The sequence below is a fragment of the Fervidobacterium gondwanense DSM 13020 genome (assembly GCF_900143265.1).
GTDB classification, from domain to species: Bacteria; Thermotogota; Thermotogae; order Thermotogales; family Fervidobacteriaceae; genus Fervidobacterium; species Fervidobacterium gondwanense.
On the sequence record NZ_FRDJ01000016.1, the window covers coordinates 1 to 18,138 of the forward strand.

13 protein-coding genes and 1 pseudogene are annotated in these 18,138 nt (G+C 39.7%); 7 read left to right on the plus strand and 7 right to left on the minus strand.

All coding sequences use genetic code 11. The features are described 5' to 3' along the window. A pseudogene (locus BUA11_RS09495) lies at nt 1–201 on the minus strand (IS110 family transposase); the annotation flags it as partial. A gap of 70 nt (nt 202–271) precedes the next feature. Beyond that, a complete protein-coding gene (locus tag BUA11_RS09500) occupies nt 272–1,210 on the minus strand; it encodes a methyl-accepting chemotaxis protein (RefSeq protein ID WP_072760943.1) in 939 nt (312 codons plus the stop codon). A 370-nt stretch (nt 1,211–1,580) separates the two neighbouring features. Here BUA11_RS09500 and pulA point away from each other — a divergent pair, with 370 nt between their 5' ends. The 6 genes from pulA to BUA11_RS09530 all read left to right on the plus strand — a co-directional run bounded on the left by pulA (nt 1,581) and on the right by BUA11_RS09530 (nt 10,664). Further along, on the plus strand, nt 1,581–4,100 hold the full coding sequence (gene pulA, locus BUA11_RS09505) for a type I pullulanase (protein WP_072760945.1): 2,520 nt from the start codon (nt 1,581–1,583) through the stop codon (nt 4,098–4,100). Nucleotides 4,101–4,181: 81 nt separating this feature from the next. Beyond that, nucleotides 4,182–4,538 (plus strand): response regulator, encoded by a 357-nt coding sequence (locus BUA11_RS09510; RefSeq protein ID WP_072760947.1) that lies wholly within the window; start codon nt 4,182–4,184, stop codon nt 4,536–4,538. 117 nt (nt 4,539–4,655) lie between these two features. Continuing rightward, the gene (gene ileS, locus BUA11_RS09515) at nt 4,656–7,394 is read left to right on the plus strand and encodes an isoleucine--tRNA ligase (RefSeq protein WP_072760949.1); all 2,739 of its coding nucleotides are present in this window, start codon (nt 4,656–4,658) and stop codon (nt 7,392–7,394) included. Between the two features lie 5 nt (nt 7,395–7,399). Continuing rightward, nucleotides 7,400–8,665 carry a hypothetical protein gene (locus BUA11_RS09520; RefSeq protein WP_072760951.1) on the plus strand — a complete coding sequence of 422 codons (1,266 nt, stop codon included), beginning with the start codon at nt 7,400–7,402 and terminating at the stop codon, nt 8,663–8,665. Between the two features lie 35 nt (nt 8,666–8,700). After that, nucleotides 8,701–9,036, plus strand: a complete 336-nt coding sequence (locus BUA11_RS09525) for a histidine triad nucleotide-binding protein (protein WP_072760953.1) — start codon at nt 8,701–8,703, stop codon at nt 9,034–9,036. A 41-nt stretch (nt 9,037–9,077) separates the two neighbouring features. Continuing rightward, nucleotides 9,078–10,664 (plus strand): tetratricopeptide repeat protein, encoded by a 1,587-nt coding sequence (locus BUA11_RS09530; RefSeq protein ID WP_084634444.1) that lies wholly within the window; start codon nt 9,078–9,080, stop codon nt 10,662–10,664. A 33-nt stretch (nt 10,665–10,697) separates the two neighbouring features. On the opposite strand, the gene ppcA is transcribed toward BUA11_RS09530, so the two are convergent. Next, nucleotides 10,698–12,302, minus strand: coding sequence for a phosphoenolpyruvate carboxylase (gene ppcA / locus BUA11_RS09535; protein WP_072760955.1), 1,605 nt, complete (start codon nt 12,300–12,302; stop codon nt 10,698–10,700). A 938-nt stretch (nt 12,303–13,240) separates the two neighbouring features. Between ppcA and BUA11_RS10350 the strand changes: the two genes are divergently transcribed. Next, nucleotides 13,241–13,384 carry a hypothetical protein gene (locus tag BUA11_RS10350; protein ID WP_178137768.1) on the plus strand — a complete coding sequence of 48 codons (144 nt, stop codon included), beginning with the start codon at nt 13,241–13,243 and terminating at the stop codon, nt 13,382–13,384. A 177-nt stretch (nt 13,385–13,561) separates the two neighbouring features. Here the strand turns inward: BUA11_RS10350 and BUA11_RS09540 are convergent, their stop codons facing one another. The 4 genes from BUA11_RS09540 to BUA11_RS09555 all read right to left on the minus strand — a co-directional run bounded on the left by BUA11_RS09540 (nt 13,562) and on the right by BUA11_RS09555 (nt 17,631). After that, the gene (locus tag BUA11_RS09540) at nt 13,562–14,242 is read right to left on the minus strand and encodes a class II glutamine amidotransferase domain-containing protein (RefSeq protein WP_011994556.1); all 681 of its coding nucleotides are present in this window, start codon (nt 14,240–14,242) and stop codon (nt 13,562–13,564) included. A 347-nt stretch (nt 14,243–14,589) separates the two neighbouring features. Then, nucleotides 14,590–15,426 carry a hypothetical protein gene (locus tag BUA11_RS09545; RefSeq protein WP_072760956.1) on the minus strand — a complete coding sequence of 279 codons (837 nt, stop codon included), beginning with the start codon at nt 15,424–15,426 and terminating at the stop codon, nt 14,590–14,592. Nucleotides 15,427–15,506: 80 nt separating this feature from the next. Beyond that, nucleotides 15,507–16,082 (minus strand): hypothetical protein, encoded by a 576-nt coding sequence (locus BUA11_RS09550; RefSeq protein ID WP_072760969.1) that lies wholly within the window; start codon nt 16,080–16,082, stop codon nt 15,507–15,509. Between the two features lie 118 nt (nt 16,083–16,200). Beyond that, entirely contained in the window at nt 16,201–17,631 is a 1,431-nt protein-coding gene (locus BUA11_RS09555; RefSeq protein WP_072760971.1) for a TIGR02710 family CRISPR-associated CARF protein, read from the minus strand. Nucleotides 17,632–18,138 lie beyond the last annotated feature (507 nt).

The window sequence follows — 18,138 nt, forward strand, 5'->3', positions numbered from 1 at the left end:
CTTTTGCTTAATAATTCTTATTTTTTCCTCTAACATTTTAATACCATCTATGGTATTATTAATCTTGAAAGGGCTAATCAAATCAATTCCACGATAATCAGTCATCCTAACCCAATGATTTCTTTTAGCAACATCAATACCGACAATTAGAGTGTCTTGAGAAATTCTTGAAACTTTTGGATTAACATACTTTTGTTCCATGGTATCGCCTCCTGATTTTAGTGTGATGGGGTAATTATATATTATCAGGAGGCGATACTTTTTTCAAAATCTATTTTTCCTTACAGGAATGCTCAGTTGTTGCTGTAACATCGTTGATTGCTTTAAGAATATCCTTGAATACATTTTCAAAATCATCTATACTATTTTCAAATTCTCTCTCGAAGTCTTTAACGAGCATGATATTCCCTTCAAATTCTTTAATAGCACCGCCCATACCTATCTTAATTCTTTCGATGACATCGATAAGTGCACTCCTAGCTGTATCAATATCTTTGAAAATTCTACTGATCTCTTTCATACCTTTACTACTGATACTCACACTCAAATTGCCTTCCGCAAAGCTGTGCATAACATTAGAAACATTCTTGAGTCTTGACAATATATAAAAACCCAAAAGTAGATACGCAATATTCACAACCAGCAAAACTGACAGCGAAGACAAAGATGCTCTAATAACCTTACCCCTAACAAAGTTCGCATCGAAATCACACGAAAGCCAAACATCCTTGCCCGAGAAGGTTCCAAGTTTAATCCCAACTATCTTTAACTCTCCCCATTCTTCACTCCTATATATCGGTGTAATATAGAAATCATCTGCTTTTGAGATATAAGAAATAACGAAAGAATCTTCTTCTGTATCTCCGAGAGCTGAGAATTCTTCTGAATTTTTTGGCATCCCGTCAACTAAGTAGACAATCTTCTCATCGGTAGACACATAGAACGTATACAAATATTTAAACCCATACTTCTCTCTCACCTTGCTAAGATACGAATTTATCTTCTCATACTCTGGAATAGTATCATCCATACTTGCAACGACCTTTTGCATGTCTTTCTCATCAATACTCACCGATATTGCCCTTAAAGTCGCGAGTGCATCTTCACCAATCTGCCCATCCATCGCGCTGAAATTTGACCGATAGGTGAAAAATATCCCCAAAACCGCACTAACAACAAAGATAATCAATGTAAGTGTCTTGAGACTCATGTTTTCACCTCCTTTGACTTAATTATACTACTTCTAAATAGAATTTTTCTGAAGAATATTTTGTTTACTTTTTAGCAATATAGAAAAACAATATCAATTTGCACTTCTTTCTTGAAAAACATGAACTTATCCGAATCTCGCGCCGCAAAGTTGTTTTCGCATCCTTTTCAACCCTGTCACGATATCCACGATGTAACTCTTGACTCACACATGAGATTGGAACAACTCTTTGCAGAAATACCTCGTCTAATCAAAAAATGGAATCATTTCCAATTCTTTCTTTGAAAACTTCGAATTCCGTTGTATAATAACTTGTCGTGAACATATCAAGAGTTTTTCCAAGATTAAGACTTCTAAGGAGGTGTAGGGTATGTTAAGAAAGATTTCTGTACTCTTGTTAGTTTTATTTTTACTTACATTCGCTCTTGCAGAAACTGAACTCATCATCCACTACCACAGATGGGATGGAAACTACGATGGTTGGAACCTCTGGATATGGTGGGTAGAACCTATTTCAAAAGATGGTGCTGCTTACCAATTTACTGAAAAAGACGATTTCGGCGTTGTCGCAAGAGTTAAATTCCCTGAAACGTTGACAAAAGTTGGTATCATCGTTAGACTCAATGAGTGGGTGCAGAAAGACGTTGCTATGGACAGATTCATAACGATAAAAGACGGAAAAGCGGAGGTGTGGCTCTTGCAAGGTATTGAACAAATCTACACAACAAAACCCGACACAAGCCCAAGAATTCTATTTGCACAAGCTCGCGACCAGTACACGGTAGAAGCATATCTCACAGGTCAGATTGAAACAACAAAAGCAACCGCAAAAGTGACAGTCGACGGAAAGTCTCTAAAAGTTGCGAGAGTTGAAAAGGCAAATCCAACAGATATCTCCAAGACAAATCACGTAAAAGTAGTACTCGCTGAACCAATTAAACTTGAAGACGTAAACAAAGACATCTTCGTCGAAGTCGAAGGCTATAAACCCGCACGCGTAGTGATGATGGAAATCCTCGACAAGATATACTATGACGGACCACTCGGATTCGAGTACACTCCGGAGAAGACAACAATCAGAGTCTGGTCACCAGTCTCCAAAACAGTCGATGTACTACTCTACAAAAAATGGGACGACAAAGACCCTGCACAAATCGTCCCTATGAAATACATCGGAAACGGTGCGTGGGAAGTAGTATTGAACGGCAACTGGGAAGGTTGGTTCTACAAAATCAGATACTTCAGCTACGGCGAGTACAGAGAATCGCTTGACTACTTCTCAAAAGCTGTAACAGCAAACTCCAAGAAGAGCGCAATCATCGACTTAAAGAAGACAAACCCACAAGGTTGGCTCGAACACAAAAAGCCACAATTTGAAGACCAGGTCGACGCGATAATCTACGAAATACACATTGCTGATATAACAGGACTTCCAAATTCTGGTGTAAAGAACAAAGCCACATACCTCGGCTTAACGGAAAAAGGCACACGAGGTCCAAACGGCGTAACGACAGGACTTGACCACCTTGTTGAACTCGGCGTAACGCACGTACACATACTCCCAGTCTACGACTTCTGGACAGGCGATGAACTTGACAAAGATTTTGAGAAATACTACAACTGGGGATACGACCCATTCCTCTTCACAGTGCCAGAAGGAAGGTACTCAACAGACCCAATCAACCCGTACACAAGAATCAACGAATTCAAACAAATGGTCAAAGTGCTCCACGAAAACGGTATAAGAGTCATACTCGACATGGTCTTCCCGCACACGTACGGTATAGGCGTGCTCTCCCCATTCGACCAAGCAGTTCCTTACTACTTCTACAGAATAGACCAGACCGGCGCATACCTCAATGAGAGCGGTTGTGGAAACGTCATAGCAAGTGAAAGACCGATGATGAGAAAATACATTGTTGATACGGTAAAATGGTGGGTTGAAGAGTACAAAGTCGACGGCTTCAGATTCGACCAGATGGGATTAATCGACAAAGACACAATGATAGCAGTAAGAGACGCTCTCAAAAAGATAGAACCCGCAATAGTCCTCTACGGTGAACCATGGGGCGGTATGGGAGTATCTCCGAGATTCGGAAAACACAACCTTGGAGGTACAGGAGTAGCAGGATTCAACGACGAGTTCAGAGACGCAATGCGCGGTTCAGTCTTCAACGCAACAGTTAAAGGATTCCTCATGGGCGCGCTTGCAAAAGAAACAGGCATCAGACGTGGTGTTGCAGGTAGCATAGAATACGATGATGTCATAAAGAGCTTTGCAAAGAACCCACAAGAAACGATTAACTACGTAGAAGCACACGACAACCACACGCTCTGGGACAAAAACTACCTTGCAGCTCAGGCAGACACAGCAGTTAAGTGGACAGAAGAAATGCTCAAAGATGCTCAGAAACTTGCAGGCGCAATACTTTTAACATCGCAAGGCGTAACATTCCTCCACGGAGGACAAGACTTTGCAAGAACGAAGAAGTTCGACGAAAACTCTTACAACTCACCAATCTCAATAAACGGATTTGACTACGAAAGAAAAGCGCAGTTCATAGACGTATTCGAATACTATAAAGGGCTCATCGAATTGAGAAAAACACACCCAGCGTTCAGACAGAGAGCAGCAGAAGACATAAAGAAAGTGCTCACTTTCTTGCCATCACCAAAGAAAGCTGTGGCATTCATGCTCAAAGATCCAAAAGATTCATGGAAAGAAATACTCGTAATATACAACGGAGACACAAAAGAACAGACATTCACACTACCAGAAGGCACATGGAACGTTGTGGTTGACAACAAAAAAGCAGGTACGAAAGTACTCTACCAACTCAGCGGACAGATAAAGATACCAGCAACATCCGCTCTTGTAATGTACAAATAAAATCAACAAGAATTATCGAAAAATTGTTGAAAAACCTCAAGTTCGTATGGTATAATATCCCCAAGAAAGGGGGTAGAAAATATGCCCAAAAGAATTCTTGTTGTTGAAGACGAGCCAAACATGAGACTCTTAGTAGCTGAAGAATTAATGGATGCCGGTTACGATGTCGATGAAGCCGAGAATGGGGAAGACGCATTAAGAAAATTCCAAGAAAGAGTATACGATTTAGTTACAATCGATATAGAGATGCCCGGTATGAATGGCTTAGAACTTGCTGGTAAACTCAGGGAAATAAGAAGAGAAGCAAAACTCGTGCTCTTAACAGCGTATTCTCACTACAAAAGTGACATGGCTTCATGGGCAGCCGATGCGTACGTTGTTAAATCTGCCGACTTGACTGAATTAAAAGAAGTAATAAGCCGTTTAATTAACATGTAATCGATGCCCACACCTGCGAAAAAAAGGGGTGGGCATCACCCCTTTTTTTCTATTCTTAATCTGGCAGTGAATACAATAGTGTATAATATACATAAGAAGCTTTAGGAGGTGTCTGAATTGGATTACAAAAATACGTTAAACCTGCCACAAACCAACTTTCAGATGAAGGCAAATCTTGTGAATAAGGAACCCGAGATGCTCAAATTCTGGGAAGAGAAAGAGATTTACAAAAAGACCCTTGAAACGCGCGAAGGCGCACCGACTTATTTACTCCACGACGGACCGCCATACGCAAACGGTGATATACACCTCGGTACAGCGATGAACAAAATCCTGAAAGACTTCGTCACGCGCTACAAAACGATGCGTGGATACAGAGTACCGTATGTACCTGGATGGGACACGCACGGACTTCCGATAGAGCACAGAGTAACGACTACTCTCGGAGAAGAAGCAAAGAACAAGACACCTGTTGAAATCAGAAAACTCTGTAAAGAATTCGCACTCAAATTCGTTGACATACAAAGGGAAGAATTCAAAAGACTCGGCGTTAAAGGCGACTGGGAAAACCCGTACATAACGCTTAACCCAGAGTACGAATACCATATATTAGATGTCTTCAAAACGCTCGTTGAAGACGGGAACGTCTACAGAGGAAACAAACCAGTCTACTGGTGTCCAACGTGCAAGACCGCCCTTGCCGAAGCGGAAATCGAATACCACGACCACGACTCGCCGTCCATATATGTAAAATTCCAAATGGTCGATGACCCAAAAACATACGTAGTCATATGGACCACAACACCCTGGACAATACCAGCAAACGTCGCTATAGCGCTCCATCCAGAATACACATACGTAAAAATCAAAGTTGGTGAAGAACATTGGATAGTTGCCGAAGGACTGCTCCAAAAATTCGCAGCGGATGTCGATATTAACTTCGAAGTTGTTGAAAAATTCCTTGGAAAAGAACTCGAAGGAAAGCTCACAAAACACCCACTGTATGACAGAACATCCGTGATAGTTCTTGCAGACTATGTCACGCTCGAAGATGGTACTGGCTGTGTCCACACGGCACCAGGACACGGTGAAGAAGACTACCAAACAGGTTTAAAATACAACCTGCCAGTCCTCTCGCCAGTTGACAACGAAGGAAAATTCACAAAAGAGGCGGGAAAATACGAAGGCTTAAAGATTTGGGATGCAAACAAAATAATTGTAGAAGACATGAAAGCAAACGGAAACCTCATTAAAGTTGGAAAGATAAGCCACAGCTACCCACACTGCTGGCGCTGTAAAGGACCGGTAATGTTCCGTGCGACACCGCAGTGGTTCATATCAGTCAACAAAAATAACCTCAGAGGCAAAGTTCTTGAAGAAATAAAGAAAGTCAAATGGTACCCTGCATGGGGAGAAAATAGAATCACCGCTATGGTCCAGGAAAGACCAGACTGGACTATATCCAGACAAAGAGTCTGGGGCGTGCCAATCCCAGCCGTTCAGTGTAAACACTGTGGGGAAGTCATACTCGATCCAAAAGTAGTCGAACACTTTGCAAACATAGTCAAAGAAAAAGGCACAGACGCTTGGTTTGAAATGGATGTAAAAGATTTACTGCCAGTAGGATTCAAGTGTGAAAAATGCGGAAGCACGGAGTTTGAAAAAACATACGACACACTCGATGTCTGGATAGACTCAGGTTGCTCATGGGAAGCGGTAATAAGGTCAAAAGGCGAGAAATTCCCCGTTGACTTGTACCTTGAAGGTGACGACCAGCACAGAGGCTGGTTCCAGAGCTCAATATTCCTCGCAACAGCAAAATCTGGAACAGCACCATTCAAGAGCGTCGTGACGCACGGGTTCATAAAAGACGAACAGGGAAGAAAGATGAGCAAATCGCTCGGAAACGTAATAGACCCACTCGAAATAGTCAATAAATACGGTGCGGACATACTCAGACTATGGGTTGCAAGCACCGACTTCTTTGACAACATAAGGGTAGGAAAGAACATAATCGAACAGCAGGTTGAAGTATACAGAAAACTCAGAAACACTATCAGATACCTGCTCAGCAACCTGAATGATTTCACCGAAGACAACATCGTACCGTATGAAAAACTACTGCCACTTGACAAGTGGGCACTTGCAAGGCTTCAAAAATACATTGAACAAGTAACGCAGTACTATGAAGAATTCGAATACTCAAAAGTCTACAACGCAACGATCAAATACTGCACGACAGAACTCAGCTCTGTCTATCTTGACATACTAAAAGACAGACTCTATGTCGAAGCAAAAGACTCAATATACAGAAGGTCGGCACAAACCGTGCTCCACTACATACTTGAAGCGCTCGTAAAGATACTTGCGCCGATAATACCATTCACAGCGGAAGAAGCGTATCAAGAGAGCCACTTGAAGAAATTCGAAAGCGTACACCTCGAATACTGGCCAGAAGTAAGAAAAGAGTTCATCGACGAACAACTGCTTGAAGAATTCCAGCAACTGATGCTCATACGCGACGACGTGCTCAAAGCTCTTGAAAACGCTCGTGCTTCCGATGTCATAGGCCACTCCTTAGACGCGCACGTAGTTTTAGAACTCAAAAACGATGAACTAAAAGCATTGGCTAAAAAATACGAAGAACTGTTTGAGGAATTCTTCATTGTATCGAAAGTCACACTTACTGAAAACGTCTCAGGCTACAACGGCTTAGTTGCAAACGTCGAGGTCAAACGCGCAGAAGGTGAAAAGTGTCAAAGGTGCTGGAAATACCATCCTGAGACAGGAAAGGACGAGCAACATCCAGAGACATGTCCAAGATGTGCAGCAGTACTAAGAGGTGAGAGAAAATAACGCTGATGAGGGAAAAAACACTTAAAAGAAAGCTTTTGCTACTAATCACAACACTACTAATGCTTTTCATCTCGGTGGTTGGGCTTCCCGCCACCGATTCTACTTCACAAACAACGCTAAAAATCCCAGCAAAACTCGGAATCCAGAAGATAGACATCGAAAAGAACATCAAAGTTGATGGTAAAAACTACCCGTTTACATTCTTAGACGGAATGCTCCTTGCCGACGGGACGAGAAAAATTACAATTGACAACCGCACCTATACGATACAAGTAAAAACAATGCCAGATCCAGTGAAAGCCGATGGTTCAGTTGAGTACTACACATTCGTCCTCGAAGGCACAGCAACATTTTACGATCCTACAGTTCGAGAATTAAAAACCGTTGCAGCAAGCAAAGAAATGTCGATATCCGAAAAAATGTACATCGGTGTAATAAAAGATGATTTTGGTAACATATCGGACGTTGCGTTCGTACCTCCAACGCTTGAAAAACTCGACATACTCGATTCACAGAACCCGATATCAAACATTTCGGGAAGAAAATTCCTCCTATCGTCCAAATCGCCATACAGGATAATTAGCAGAACGATAATCCCAGAAAACAGCGCACTAATACTTGAAAATGGCGTCACATTGATAAATTCGCTAAACGCTGAACTTAACATCAAAGGTTCGCTGGTAACAACTGGACCAGCAACAATCCTCGGTAGCGGGACATTGAGCGTTTCTGGAAGCGGAATACTTTACGCGAGCGTCCTGGGAACTGAACTAAAAGTTACATCCGACCGCGGTGCGTTAGTCTTTCTCGACAACTCAGATATACTCGACATGAACCTCGTAATGCCGAACTTTGTAGTTATTCGCAACTCATCGCTTAGAAGCGCCAAAATAAACGGTGCATATGCAGTTTACATAATCGATTCGAACATAACCGAGTTAGAAGTCAAAAACTGCGGAAACGTGATTATCAACAATTCGAGTATTGGCAAAATGGACTTAGGCATGGTTTCAAAAGTCGTTGCATACAGCTCAGGCTTCTCTACACTCAACATCTCAGACCTCTCTGTGATGGCGCTCGTGTCATCAAAAGTAAACACAGTAAGTACCGACAGAGGCGGAGTTATCAAAGCTAAGAACTCAGAATTTGGGACCATAGCTTTACAAAATTATTCCATCGCTTACCTTTACAAATCATCTTCCCAGACATTAAGCGTTGAGAACTCTAAATACTACAATCTTGAAAGTAAAATTGGCAAGGTAATAAAATAAACCCAACGAACACAGCTTATCAGGGGGTGTAAGAAATGAGCGACTGCGTATTCTGCAAAATAATAGCCGGGCAGATACCATCGGAAAAAGTATACGAAGACGAGGAATTCATAGTCATCAAAGACATCCGTCCCGTAGCACCAACTCACTTGCTCGCGATATACAAAAAACACATTCCAACAATAAACGACTTAGAACTCGAAGACAGCCAAAAAATGTGGAGATTATTTGAAGTAATAAAGACCGTGGCAAAACAACAAAACATAGAAAGCTACAGGATAGTCCAAAACAACGGAAAAGACTCCGGACAAGAAGTCCCGCACATACACTTCCACATCATAGCCGGTCGAAGACTCGGTGCGCTTGGATAAATTAAAGTAACAAGTAAACCAACAAGTAAACCAAAAGCGAGGTGGACAAAATAAAAGCGATTGTATATCTCCCTATAAAGCCGGAAATTGCCAAAAAGCTCAACCTTCCGGTTAAGCTTCCAGTACTTGCCGAAGACTTATTACTCGTTACAGACCAGAACAACATACCTATAGACGTTATTGTCAGGGGTCTCGAAGAGCAATTCAACGTTGAAAAAGACGAATACTGGAAATCTTACCTTGTGTATTTTTACTACGAAAAATTCAAAATCTTGCTCAACGCAAAACAGTACGATGATGCACAAGAACTACTCAACAAAGTCAAAAGCATAGCAGTAGACTACAGATACAACTTTTACTCCGCATTGCTCCAAGCAAAACTTGGAAACTACGACCTTGCAGAGATAGAATTCAAACAATCACTTGCACTAAACCCGAATTTCTCATTGGCATACTACGAGCTCGGGAACTTGCTCTTTGCCAAAAAAGACTACGACGAAGCCGTTGATGCCTACACGAAAGCTTACCAGATTGACCCGAACTTCCTGCTCCCTTTACTAAAAATCGGGGACACCTACATGGAACTTGGACAACTTGATGATGCAGAAATAGTTTACAACTCAATAATCCAAAAACTTGAATCTCAGCCGCTTGCAAGCGAAGGACTCGAATTCCAGCCCATGCCAGAGGCATACTTACGACTTGGCGTGCTCTATAACATCCGAAACCAATACGAAAAAGCCGAAAAAACATTCAGAAAAGGACTGCAAAGCGCAAAGATGCCAGAAATAACATACAACTTAGCCTACACCCTCACAAAACTCGGCAAACACTTTGAAGCGTACAAAATGCTATACGAACTTTCTAAAGAATACGAAACACCAGAAGTGTTGAACGAACTCGGCATTTTACAAAGAAGGCTCGGATTGTACGAAGAAGCTTATACAACTTTTGAAAAAATCCAGGAAGACTTCCCAGAAAACTTTGAAAGAATACAATTCTATGTAGGCAAGAAGCGCTTCGACGACGAATATGAAAACGAAATGAAAAAATCAGAATCCAAACTCGAGCAGGTAGAATTCCCATTCCAGAAAGAACTTGAAATAATAATAGAATCAACAGACGATGAAGGACAGATAATAACAGAAAAATTCATCGAACTAACAAAAATCACCCCAAAACTCCAAGACGCACAAAGTGCAAGTACTCAACACTTTCCATACATACTTGCAGGAATCTACATTGCAGGAACTGAGCCAATAATAATGGAAAAAAACGCAACGCACATAACACTCACAACCATGGGTGCAGGGCTGCCGCTCGCATGCTCAACAGCGATATTAAGATTGCACCAATACATACTATCGGGCGAAACAAACATAGATCATTTTATAGAAGACATAAGAGCCGAGATAGAAGAGCTTCACTTCGACTTTGCCAACGAACTAACATCGCTGCTTGAACAACCACTCGACGATTTCTTCGACAAAGACTGCACAGACTACGAAAAGTTCACGATAAATCTCATAAAAGCCATAGCCTACATGCCAACGAAAGAAGAACTGAAAAACATAATTGACGAAACACTAAGAAAAACTGTCGAATTCTACATGCAAATGTTAGAATAAGAAATCCCCCGAGACGGGGGATTTCTGTTACCATTAACCCAATCCACCTCTAAGACTTCCCAACTTGGAAATCAACTCCTTCAAAATATTATACTCTTGAGAATCACTATTAAGTATCTGAGACTCTTTCCCGAGAAGATGTAGAAGTATTGGCCTAGCTGTCTTCAAAAGGGTATGATAGAAGCTGTTTTCTATATTCGCCTCCATATCAAAATCAATTCCTAAAATCTCTCTTGTGAGTGAAATATCTAGTTCATACTCTCTTCTTGTTTCCTCATCGACAAATCGCTTTGAAATATTTGGATTAGCATATTTCAAGGCAAATTCCATATCGGCGTTGATCTGCGGGTAAATCTCCCTAAGCATTTCTATTCCTAGATCGCCATATTTATCTCTGATTTCCTTGAGAGCTCGACCAGTTCCCAGAAATTCTGGAGGCATGCCAATCGTGTACATTGAAGCATTAAATGAAATTGCTCTTGGGATGTTAACATTTAAAGAAGTATCGATTCCTAAAATCTCTTCCTTTATCTTTTCATCTTCAATTATCGTCGCTAACTTATGAACATCAACGAATTCTCTGTGATACGATAATCCCCTTCTTGAAGCTGCTAACCTATCACGATTCTTGGGAATAAACACAGAAACATTTGCAACCACGTCTGCGATTTTTAGGAATGACCTGAGATAGTATTTGGTGAATATAGAAATGAAATCCTTTATAATAGAAACTTCTTTCTCAGAAAACTTCTTTACCTCATGCTTGTCTATATTTTCTTTCAAATAATTCACAAGCTTTTTCGTCTTTTCAGCACCGTGGTCATACCTTAAAGCTGACTGGATAGTTAGTGTACTTACCCCAGAGTAGGTTTTAAGAAAATTCTCCACATTTTCGAGAGTAAGCTGTCCCCTAAACGGCAAGCTACCGCAACCCATTATTGGGTAAATCTTTACCTGATAATTTTTTTCCAATTCCTTCGCTTTAGAAATAGATAAAATGACAGCCAACACACTTGAGACCATTCCATATGACAAAGCCGAATCAGACCTTCCTATCATAAACCTTACATACTCAGGTTTCTTCTCCAAACCATCTATGAACTCGCTTAGCGATTTATCTACATTCACAAGGGACACTACATCCTCGTACAACGGAATCACACTTATCGAATTCCTGTCAAACTTTATGTTGAAATTCCTATTCCCAAGCTCTGTTACAAGCTGAATCCGACCAACTGTATCAAAAAGGTCGTTTGAACTCTCGACCATAGGTACTATTACTTCTTTAATAGCTTGGCATTGTGTCTTTTCAAACATAGAAAAATTCGTTTCGACCGCTGCCATGATGCACATTATCTGCCTAAACACAGTTTCTTTATCTGCGCTTGACAGCCTTGGGGTTATAAACACATCCCTTCCCGGTATTAGACCATTGTGAAACAACTCAGCCGCCACCTGGAGCGGCTGGTGGTACGGAGTCAATTTTCCTTCAAAATCGATCATAACCTCGTCTATGCCAAGTCCACCGGACTCTTGAGGCAAAAGTGAGAAAAGCGCTTCATTAGGTTCTTGTTGGACGGATATGTACTCCATCGCATTATCTGGATGCTGTGTCATCATAGTAATTGGTATCCTCATAAAATCCCCCCTAAATCGATAAATCGTGTTGTTGACCTAATGTCTTACGAACATCGATACCTCTTTTCTAGAAGTTAAAAACATCTTGTATTATTAATTGTGAATTAATCATTTTTTCGCTGTTTAGGCTAATATATGAGCTCGTATCTTTCGTTTTTTCATTCTTTCTAATTTTATCACAATTTTACACGGTATTACAAGTATTTGTCAAGTCAGCCAAGACTAACAATGTAAACCTTTATCCTACTTTAGAAAAGCTGAAAGACCAACGCATGTAAAAATTACAACGCTACAGTGTGTGAAAAATTTTGCACGAAGTACTGAATTATTGACTGAAGCACGAATCTTTGAAAGGCCTCAAGAAATTCCTGAAACTATCTTGCTAAACTACCTACTCAGGATATTCTTAAAATCAATCTATCATCATGTCGAATTCTCAGTATAGTTAATTAATTATTTCCTCACGAACAGATATAACTCGCACGAAAAACAAAGCATTTCAAAACCTACGATTAAGCAAGAAAATTTTTGTCCTACATACTGAGAAAATGACTTTTCCGTATTTAGAATAATCATTTTATTGTGAAGAATATAATTTAATCTCTTGAACCTTTCAAGAAGTGTCTTATAATACTCATGCAATTGAGACTCAGTTGCAATACAATCCAATAACAAATCTTCTTTACACTGCATTGAATCCCAATAAAGAAAAATGAAAAAGAAAAGCCCCCGAGTGTGGTAAATATAACCAACAAGGGGGGGTTTTATTTGGCTAAGAAAGCTCAGAAATTCACGAAATATCCTTCTGGACTGAAACAAGAAGTTATCAGACTCTATTTGGAAAAGCATCTTCAAAAGAACAAGATTGCATCTTAGGCATCGACGAAGGTAGGGTAAGATTGTGAATAAAGAACTATCTTACCCAAGGAAATTTGGAAATGAAGAAAGGAAGGTCAAAGAAAGGTGAACATGAGAAAGAACTGAAAAGGTTAAGAGCAGAGAATGCATATCTGAAATTATTGATGGAAAAGTTGTTTGAAGAAAGTGATAAAAAACATAAGATACACAAAGAAAGACAGTAAAAGAATATGGAAGGTTGAAGGATGAATACATAGGATTCTACGATGAAGAGCGGTGTCAGGAGAGATTAAAATGCATGGCTTCGGTGGAGTACCGAAGCCATGCGATGTGAAAAAGAATAAATCAATTCTTTACATATTATACTTTCTAACCAAAGGCATTAGCTCTAATAAGTTGTTTTAGACAAGGAGTTTCAATTTTTCTTTTGATACTTCAAATCTTAAGAGACCTTCTAATGTCTTTGTCTCTTGATCTGATTCTAATTTTTCTGAAGATATGTAGAAAGAACCTTTAAAATCCCCGTAGAAATGAAGTGGGTCGTACGGTCTAAATGAAGCAACGTTCAGATACCACTTGTTTTCAGCTTTTTCAAAGACAAAGACAAACCAGTTGCTTCGTGTTTTGGTTAGGTGCCAACTGTCTCCTGTTTCCGCAATTATTCGTGCCATTGTTCTGTAATCAGTTCCGTCAAAGAATATTCCAGTTTCTTCTGCCAATTGCTGTATGTTATCTGGTTCGTGTCCGTTCTGCATGAGCAACACAATTCTATTTTCATTTCTTACAACAAATGGATGAACGTGTTCAAGGTCAACGCTTCCAACCGTTGCATACCTCGTGTGAAAAACAAGCCAAGAAATTTCTAAACCTGCGTGCTCATATGCGTAGTTTTCACCAATGAACCATTTCTTGACATGCAAATCGTTCACTAAGAAATCTTTTGTTTTGCCAATTTTGTAGCGTCTTGGTTCTATCTCTTCTGAGCTAACAAACCCGTTTCCATCTCCGCCTCTTGATAGAGTAAGCATGTCCAACCATGTTCCTTTTATACCCATGTTGTTGAAAATGGCTAATCTACACACCGAAAAGACCTCCTCTTCTAAAGTTTAATACTTAACAGAATAACCGCATAAGTAAGCCGCAAAGATATTGAGATATCACGACGGTCTAATTAAACCTAACCTTTCTAATAATCCTCTCTTTTTAATAGGTACCCAAACAGGAAGACGGTGTTTACGAATTCTTCTTCTCACACGTTTTTCCTCTTTCCTCCTAATCAAAGGAATACCTCCCAACTAGAAGCTTTTCTGGTAGTTTACAATATATAAAACGTAAGAATCGGCAAAATCTGACATAACTTTTTCAACTTTTCAAAGGAAAAACCGCCTCAAATATAGAGGCGGTTGAGGAGAAGAAAAAGGTATCAAAATTAGAATGAAACTGAAAATTCAAAGAATGGGACTATATACAATGTAAAAAGCGAAAATGCAAATGTTCCATCACCGTTGACATATTCAGTTCCTATACCTATATATGGGAGTACAATAAATGCCGTTCCCCAATGCCAGAAGTTGTTCCATGAGTTGAATTTCATAGATCCATAATAGTTCTTTTCCACGTATCCAAAGAGAAGTGCCGAGAAGCCTTTGTAACTTGTTATGTTTCCTTCTTTGTCAGAAAAAGGGTAGAGAATATTGAAAAATGGAAAAGTGATCCTTGTTTTTTGGTTTTTAGAAGATTTCGATGGCAATTCTATTATTATACTTGTTTCTATGTACTTCTTTTTATCATTAACTTCGTATGTAACAAACAACTTTCTATTGGAAACAATTCCGGAGATTCCAAGAACTTGCCAACCACCTGAGTAATAAATGTGACTCTCTGGGACTGCAATAATTGAAAGTGTAGAATTAGGCAAGATTACTGTCGGAACCTGAGCACGCGTTGCGTCTATGAACTTTTGACCTTCACGAATTAGTTTGACGGGTTTCCCGTAGTTGTCAGTGAATAGAGATTCGTCCCATATGATTTTCAAAGGTAGTCCTGTCTTGTTAGTAATTGTCAAACGCAAAACTTTTGTGTTTGCTAATATGTCGAACAAAGAACCAACGTACGTTTCCAAATCCACGATTATCCTAATATCGTCGTTTTCCATAACCGCTAAACTAACTTTTGTAGCCTCTTGTGTGTCCGCAAACGATGATACACCGAAAAATGTTAAGAGCACAACAAGAAAGAGCAATACTTTCCCAAATACTTTCCTCACGTTCAATCACCCTCCTAATCCTAAGATTTGTAGATTTGTAAAGAGAGCCGGTACGGAAAAAAAGGATAAATATAGCTTAATTACTGAACTTGATTACTGAACTTGCTTCTTATCTGCTTAACTGCTTCTTTGGCACCTGCAAGTGAGAATTCGAAGTGTACATATCCTTGGCTGTACCAATTGAGTTCGACCATTAATTTTCCATGGTTAAGGATTTTGTTAATGATATACGCATCGTTTCCAAAATTCAAGAAGTTACTCAGCGGTTCTTGGTAAAACGTAGTGTATTCTGGTTCCTGGTTATCCCACTTTATTCGCGTGTTTATAACAAGATATCCCCCACTTCCAAAGTCGAAATCTGCAATGTTGGGTGCGTTGTTGAACCATATGTACGTCCATTCAGTTTGCCCGTCTGTTGCTACAATGAGCCTTGCCTTTGTGTCTGAATATGGAAAGGTCATTGTCTCAAGCGATTTTACTTCGGGTGAAATAGCATACCAAATCTCATTTCCAGTCATTGGGTCTTTTTTGCTCGAAATTGTCCAACCGTGTAACGGGGCATTCACAATACTTTCGTTAGGTACACAAGATTGGAGCAAAACAATAAAGGATAATATGAGGGAAACTAAGAAGAGTCTTTGGGATTTGTTGAACACTCTGACACCTCCCACTTGAAGATTCAAAATAGTTATTGGAAGTTTCCGTACCGGCAAGAAAAGAAATGATAAAAAACCCCCTGGGATTGTTCCCAGGGGTAATGAATAGAATTATCTTTCAATGTCCGAACACAAGTTTGTAATCAATGTTGACTGGCTGAATTGAAAAGTCAAGCCTTTCTGTTCTCTTGATTTCTTTCAGTAACTTCTCGGTTTTCTCTTTGAGTTTTTCTATTTGCTTATCTTCGGGAATGTTTAGTCCATGGATAAGTATCGAGGAATTGCGCGTGCTTACCATAAATGCAAGATTTCTAACATCTTCTGCGGATATAACTTTAGTTGTACACTCATCTTTTACATTCAGAAGATACACTAAAATTTGAAGCAAACCAAGTTTTGGACGTAGTTCTTGTTCTACTTGTTCAAAGATCTTCCTCAGTGTATCGATAAGTGCATTCTGTTCTTCAGCGGTTAGCGAGCTTGTCTCAAAGGTTTTTCCTAAGCTGTACAATCTAAGTTGCAATAGCAATTCGAAAGCACGGTAGGTATATAGCGAAGAGAGTATTTTGTTTTCAGTCCCATATTTATTAGCAATCCACAATAGTGTTTCCGCCAAAGCAAGTATGCCTTTTTTGTTCTCAAAACTTTTTTCTTCCTTGCTATAGATAACATCCTTAATTGCATCAAGAATTTGCTTCTGTATCTTGAAAACATTGTAATATTTTCTCAGTGGGTCATTCATGAATTGGTCTTTTTCTAAATTTCTTAAGACTTCCTCCATCCTTTTTGCAGCGACTCCTATTTCAAGAGCATACCATTTTCCATATGCTAAACATAATTCTTCAAAGACTTTGAATTTTTCATTGCCGCTTTTTCTTCGAGCAGCGATTAAGTGGTCGTGAGCTGTATAAAAGTCTTTTGACCTGTATTTTTCGATTGCAAGTAGTACATCAACATCGGCAAGCACTTCGTGAGGGCTCGGTAAAATAACTAATTTCTCGGCACCTGCTCTTGGTCTTCTCAAATCTGTATCGTATTCCTCGTTGTCGATATATACAACTCTAATCTTATCGAAAAATCTTCTGAAAAAGAAACCCGCTGCACCAAGTCCGGCACTCATCGCTTTTGTTCCACTTGTTATATCAAGAGCTATATCTTTGTCTTCATACTTTGTGATAATGTCAACGACCTTTTCGTATATCTTCGTCACGTCGCTCTTTTGAATCTCCAAAGGATAAACTCTCTTACCAGTATCAGCTTCTATCTTCTCTATATGCTTTTGTGTCTCTGGAGTGTGAAGAATGTAGATCTCATCAGCCTGTGTTCCGAGAATAGCAAGCGTAGTTGCTTCAGGACTTGTACCTAAAGTGTGTATTGAAACGTCAAACTTCTTGAATTCTGGACTAACAATAGGATTTTCCTTCCAAAGAGCTAAAAGTGATGGCCAGATTTCCTCTTGGTACAACTGTTGAGGATTAGCGCCGTTTTTCACCTCCTGCTTGTACTCTTCCCATTTTTGGTTTAGAACTTCCTTTGAAATGCTTTCCATCATCTCACCCCCTATTTAATATTTTTTAGTAGGAAGGCTAATATGAACATTTGACATATCTTGATTATAACATTCATGAAATATCATATGTTACATAATCTTTTTCATGCCGATTTATTCGTCCGTGAAGAAACTCTTTAACTTACCAACCTTGTATGTTATTGGTTCCGTTATTACATATGACTTTTAACGTCTGAAACGCCTGAATGCATTTTCCAAACGAACCGTACGAAAGATTAGCATGAATTTGGAAGAGTACTTTGAGTAGGTATAAAATATGCAAGAATTGGAAGGTAGGATTTTTGGTTAGGAAGGTGTTGAAGATAACAATGGGTATTTTCACAAAAAATCCCTGGAGAGGAAATGTCAATGCTTTCCTCCCAGGGTTGATTAAGAATAGAATGGAAAATGAATTATAAGACTATAAGGCTATACCTATGTGTTTTCATAATTTGATTTTTTACTTGGATCTCACCCACTTGCTCTTCGATTTTGAATCTTTGCGTC

Bases quoted from the DNA above. Each gene is read 5' to 3' on its own strand.
- BUA11_RS09500 (WP_072760943.1), bottom strand. From the start codon at position 1,210: ATGAGTCTCAAGACACTTACATTGATTATCTTTGTTGTTAGTGCGGTT.
- pulA (WP_072760945.1), top strand. From the start codon at position 1,581: ATGTTAAGAAAGATTTCTGTACTCTTGTTAGTTTTATTTTTACTTACA.
- BUA11_RS09510 (WP_072760947.1), top strand. From the start codon at position 4,182: ATGCCCAAAAGAATTCTTGTTGTTGAAGACGAGCCAAACATGAGACTC.
- BUA11_RS09520 (WP_072760951.1), top strand. From the start codon at position 7,400: ATGAGGGAAAAAACACTTAAAAGAAAGCTTTTGCTACTAATCACAACA.
- BUA11_RS09525 (WP_072760953.1), top strand. From the start codon at position 8,701: ATGAGCGACTGCGTATTCTGCAAAATAATAGCCGGGCAGATACCATCG.
- ppcA (WP_072760955.1), bottom strand. From the start codon at position 12,302: ATGAGGATACCAATTACTATGATGACACAGCATCCAGATAATGCGATG.
- BUA11_RS10350 (WP_178137768.1), top strand. From the start codon at position 13,241: ATGAAGAAAGGAAGGTCAAAGAAAGGTGAACATGAGAAAGAACTGAAA.
- BUA11_RS09555 (WP_072760971.1), bottom strand. From the start codon at position 17,631: ATGGAAAGCATTTCAAAGGAAGTTCTAAACCAAAAATGGGAAGAGTAC.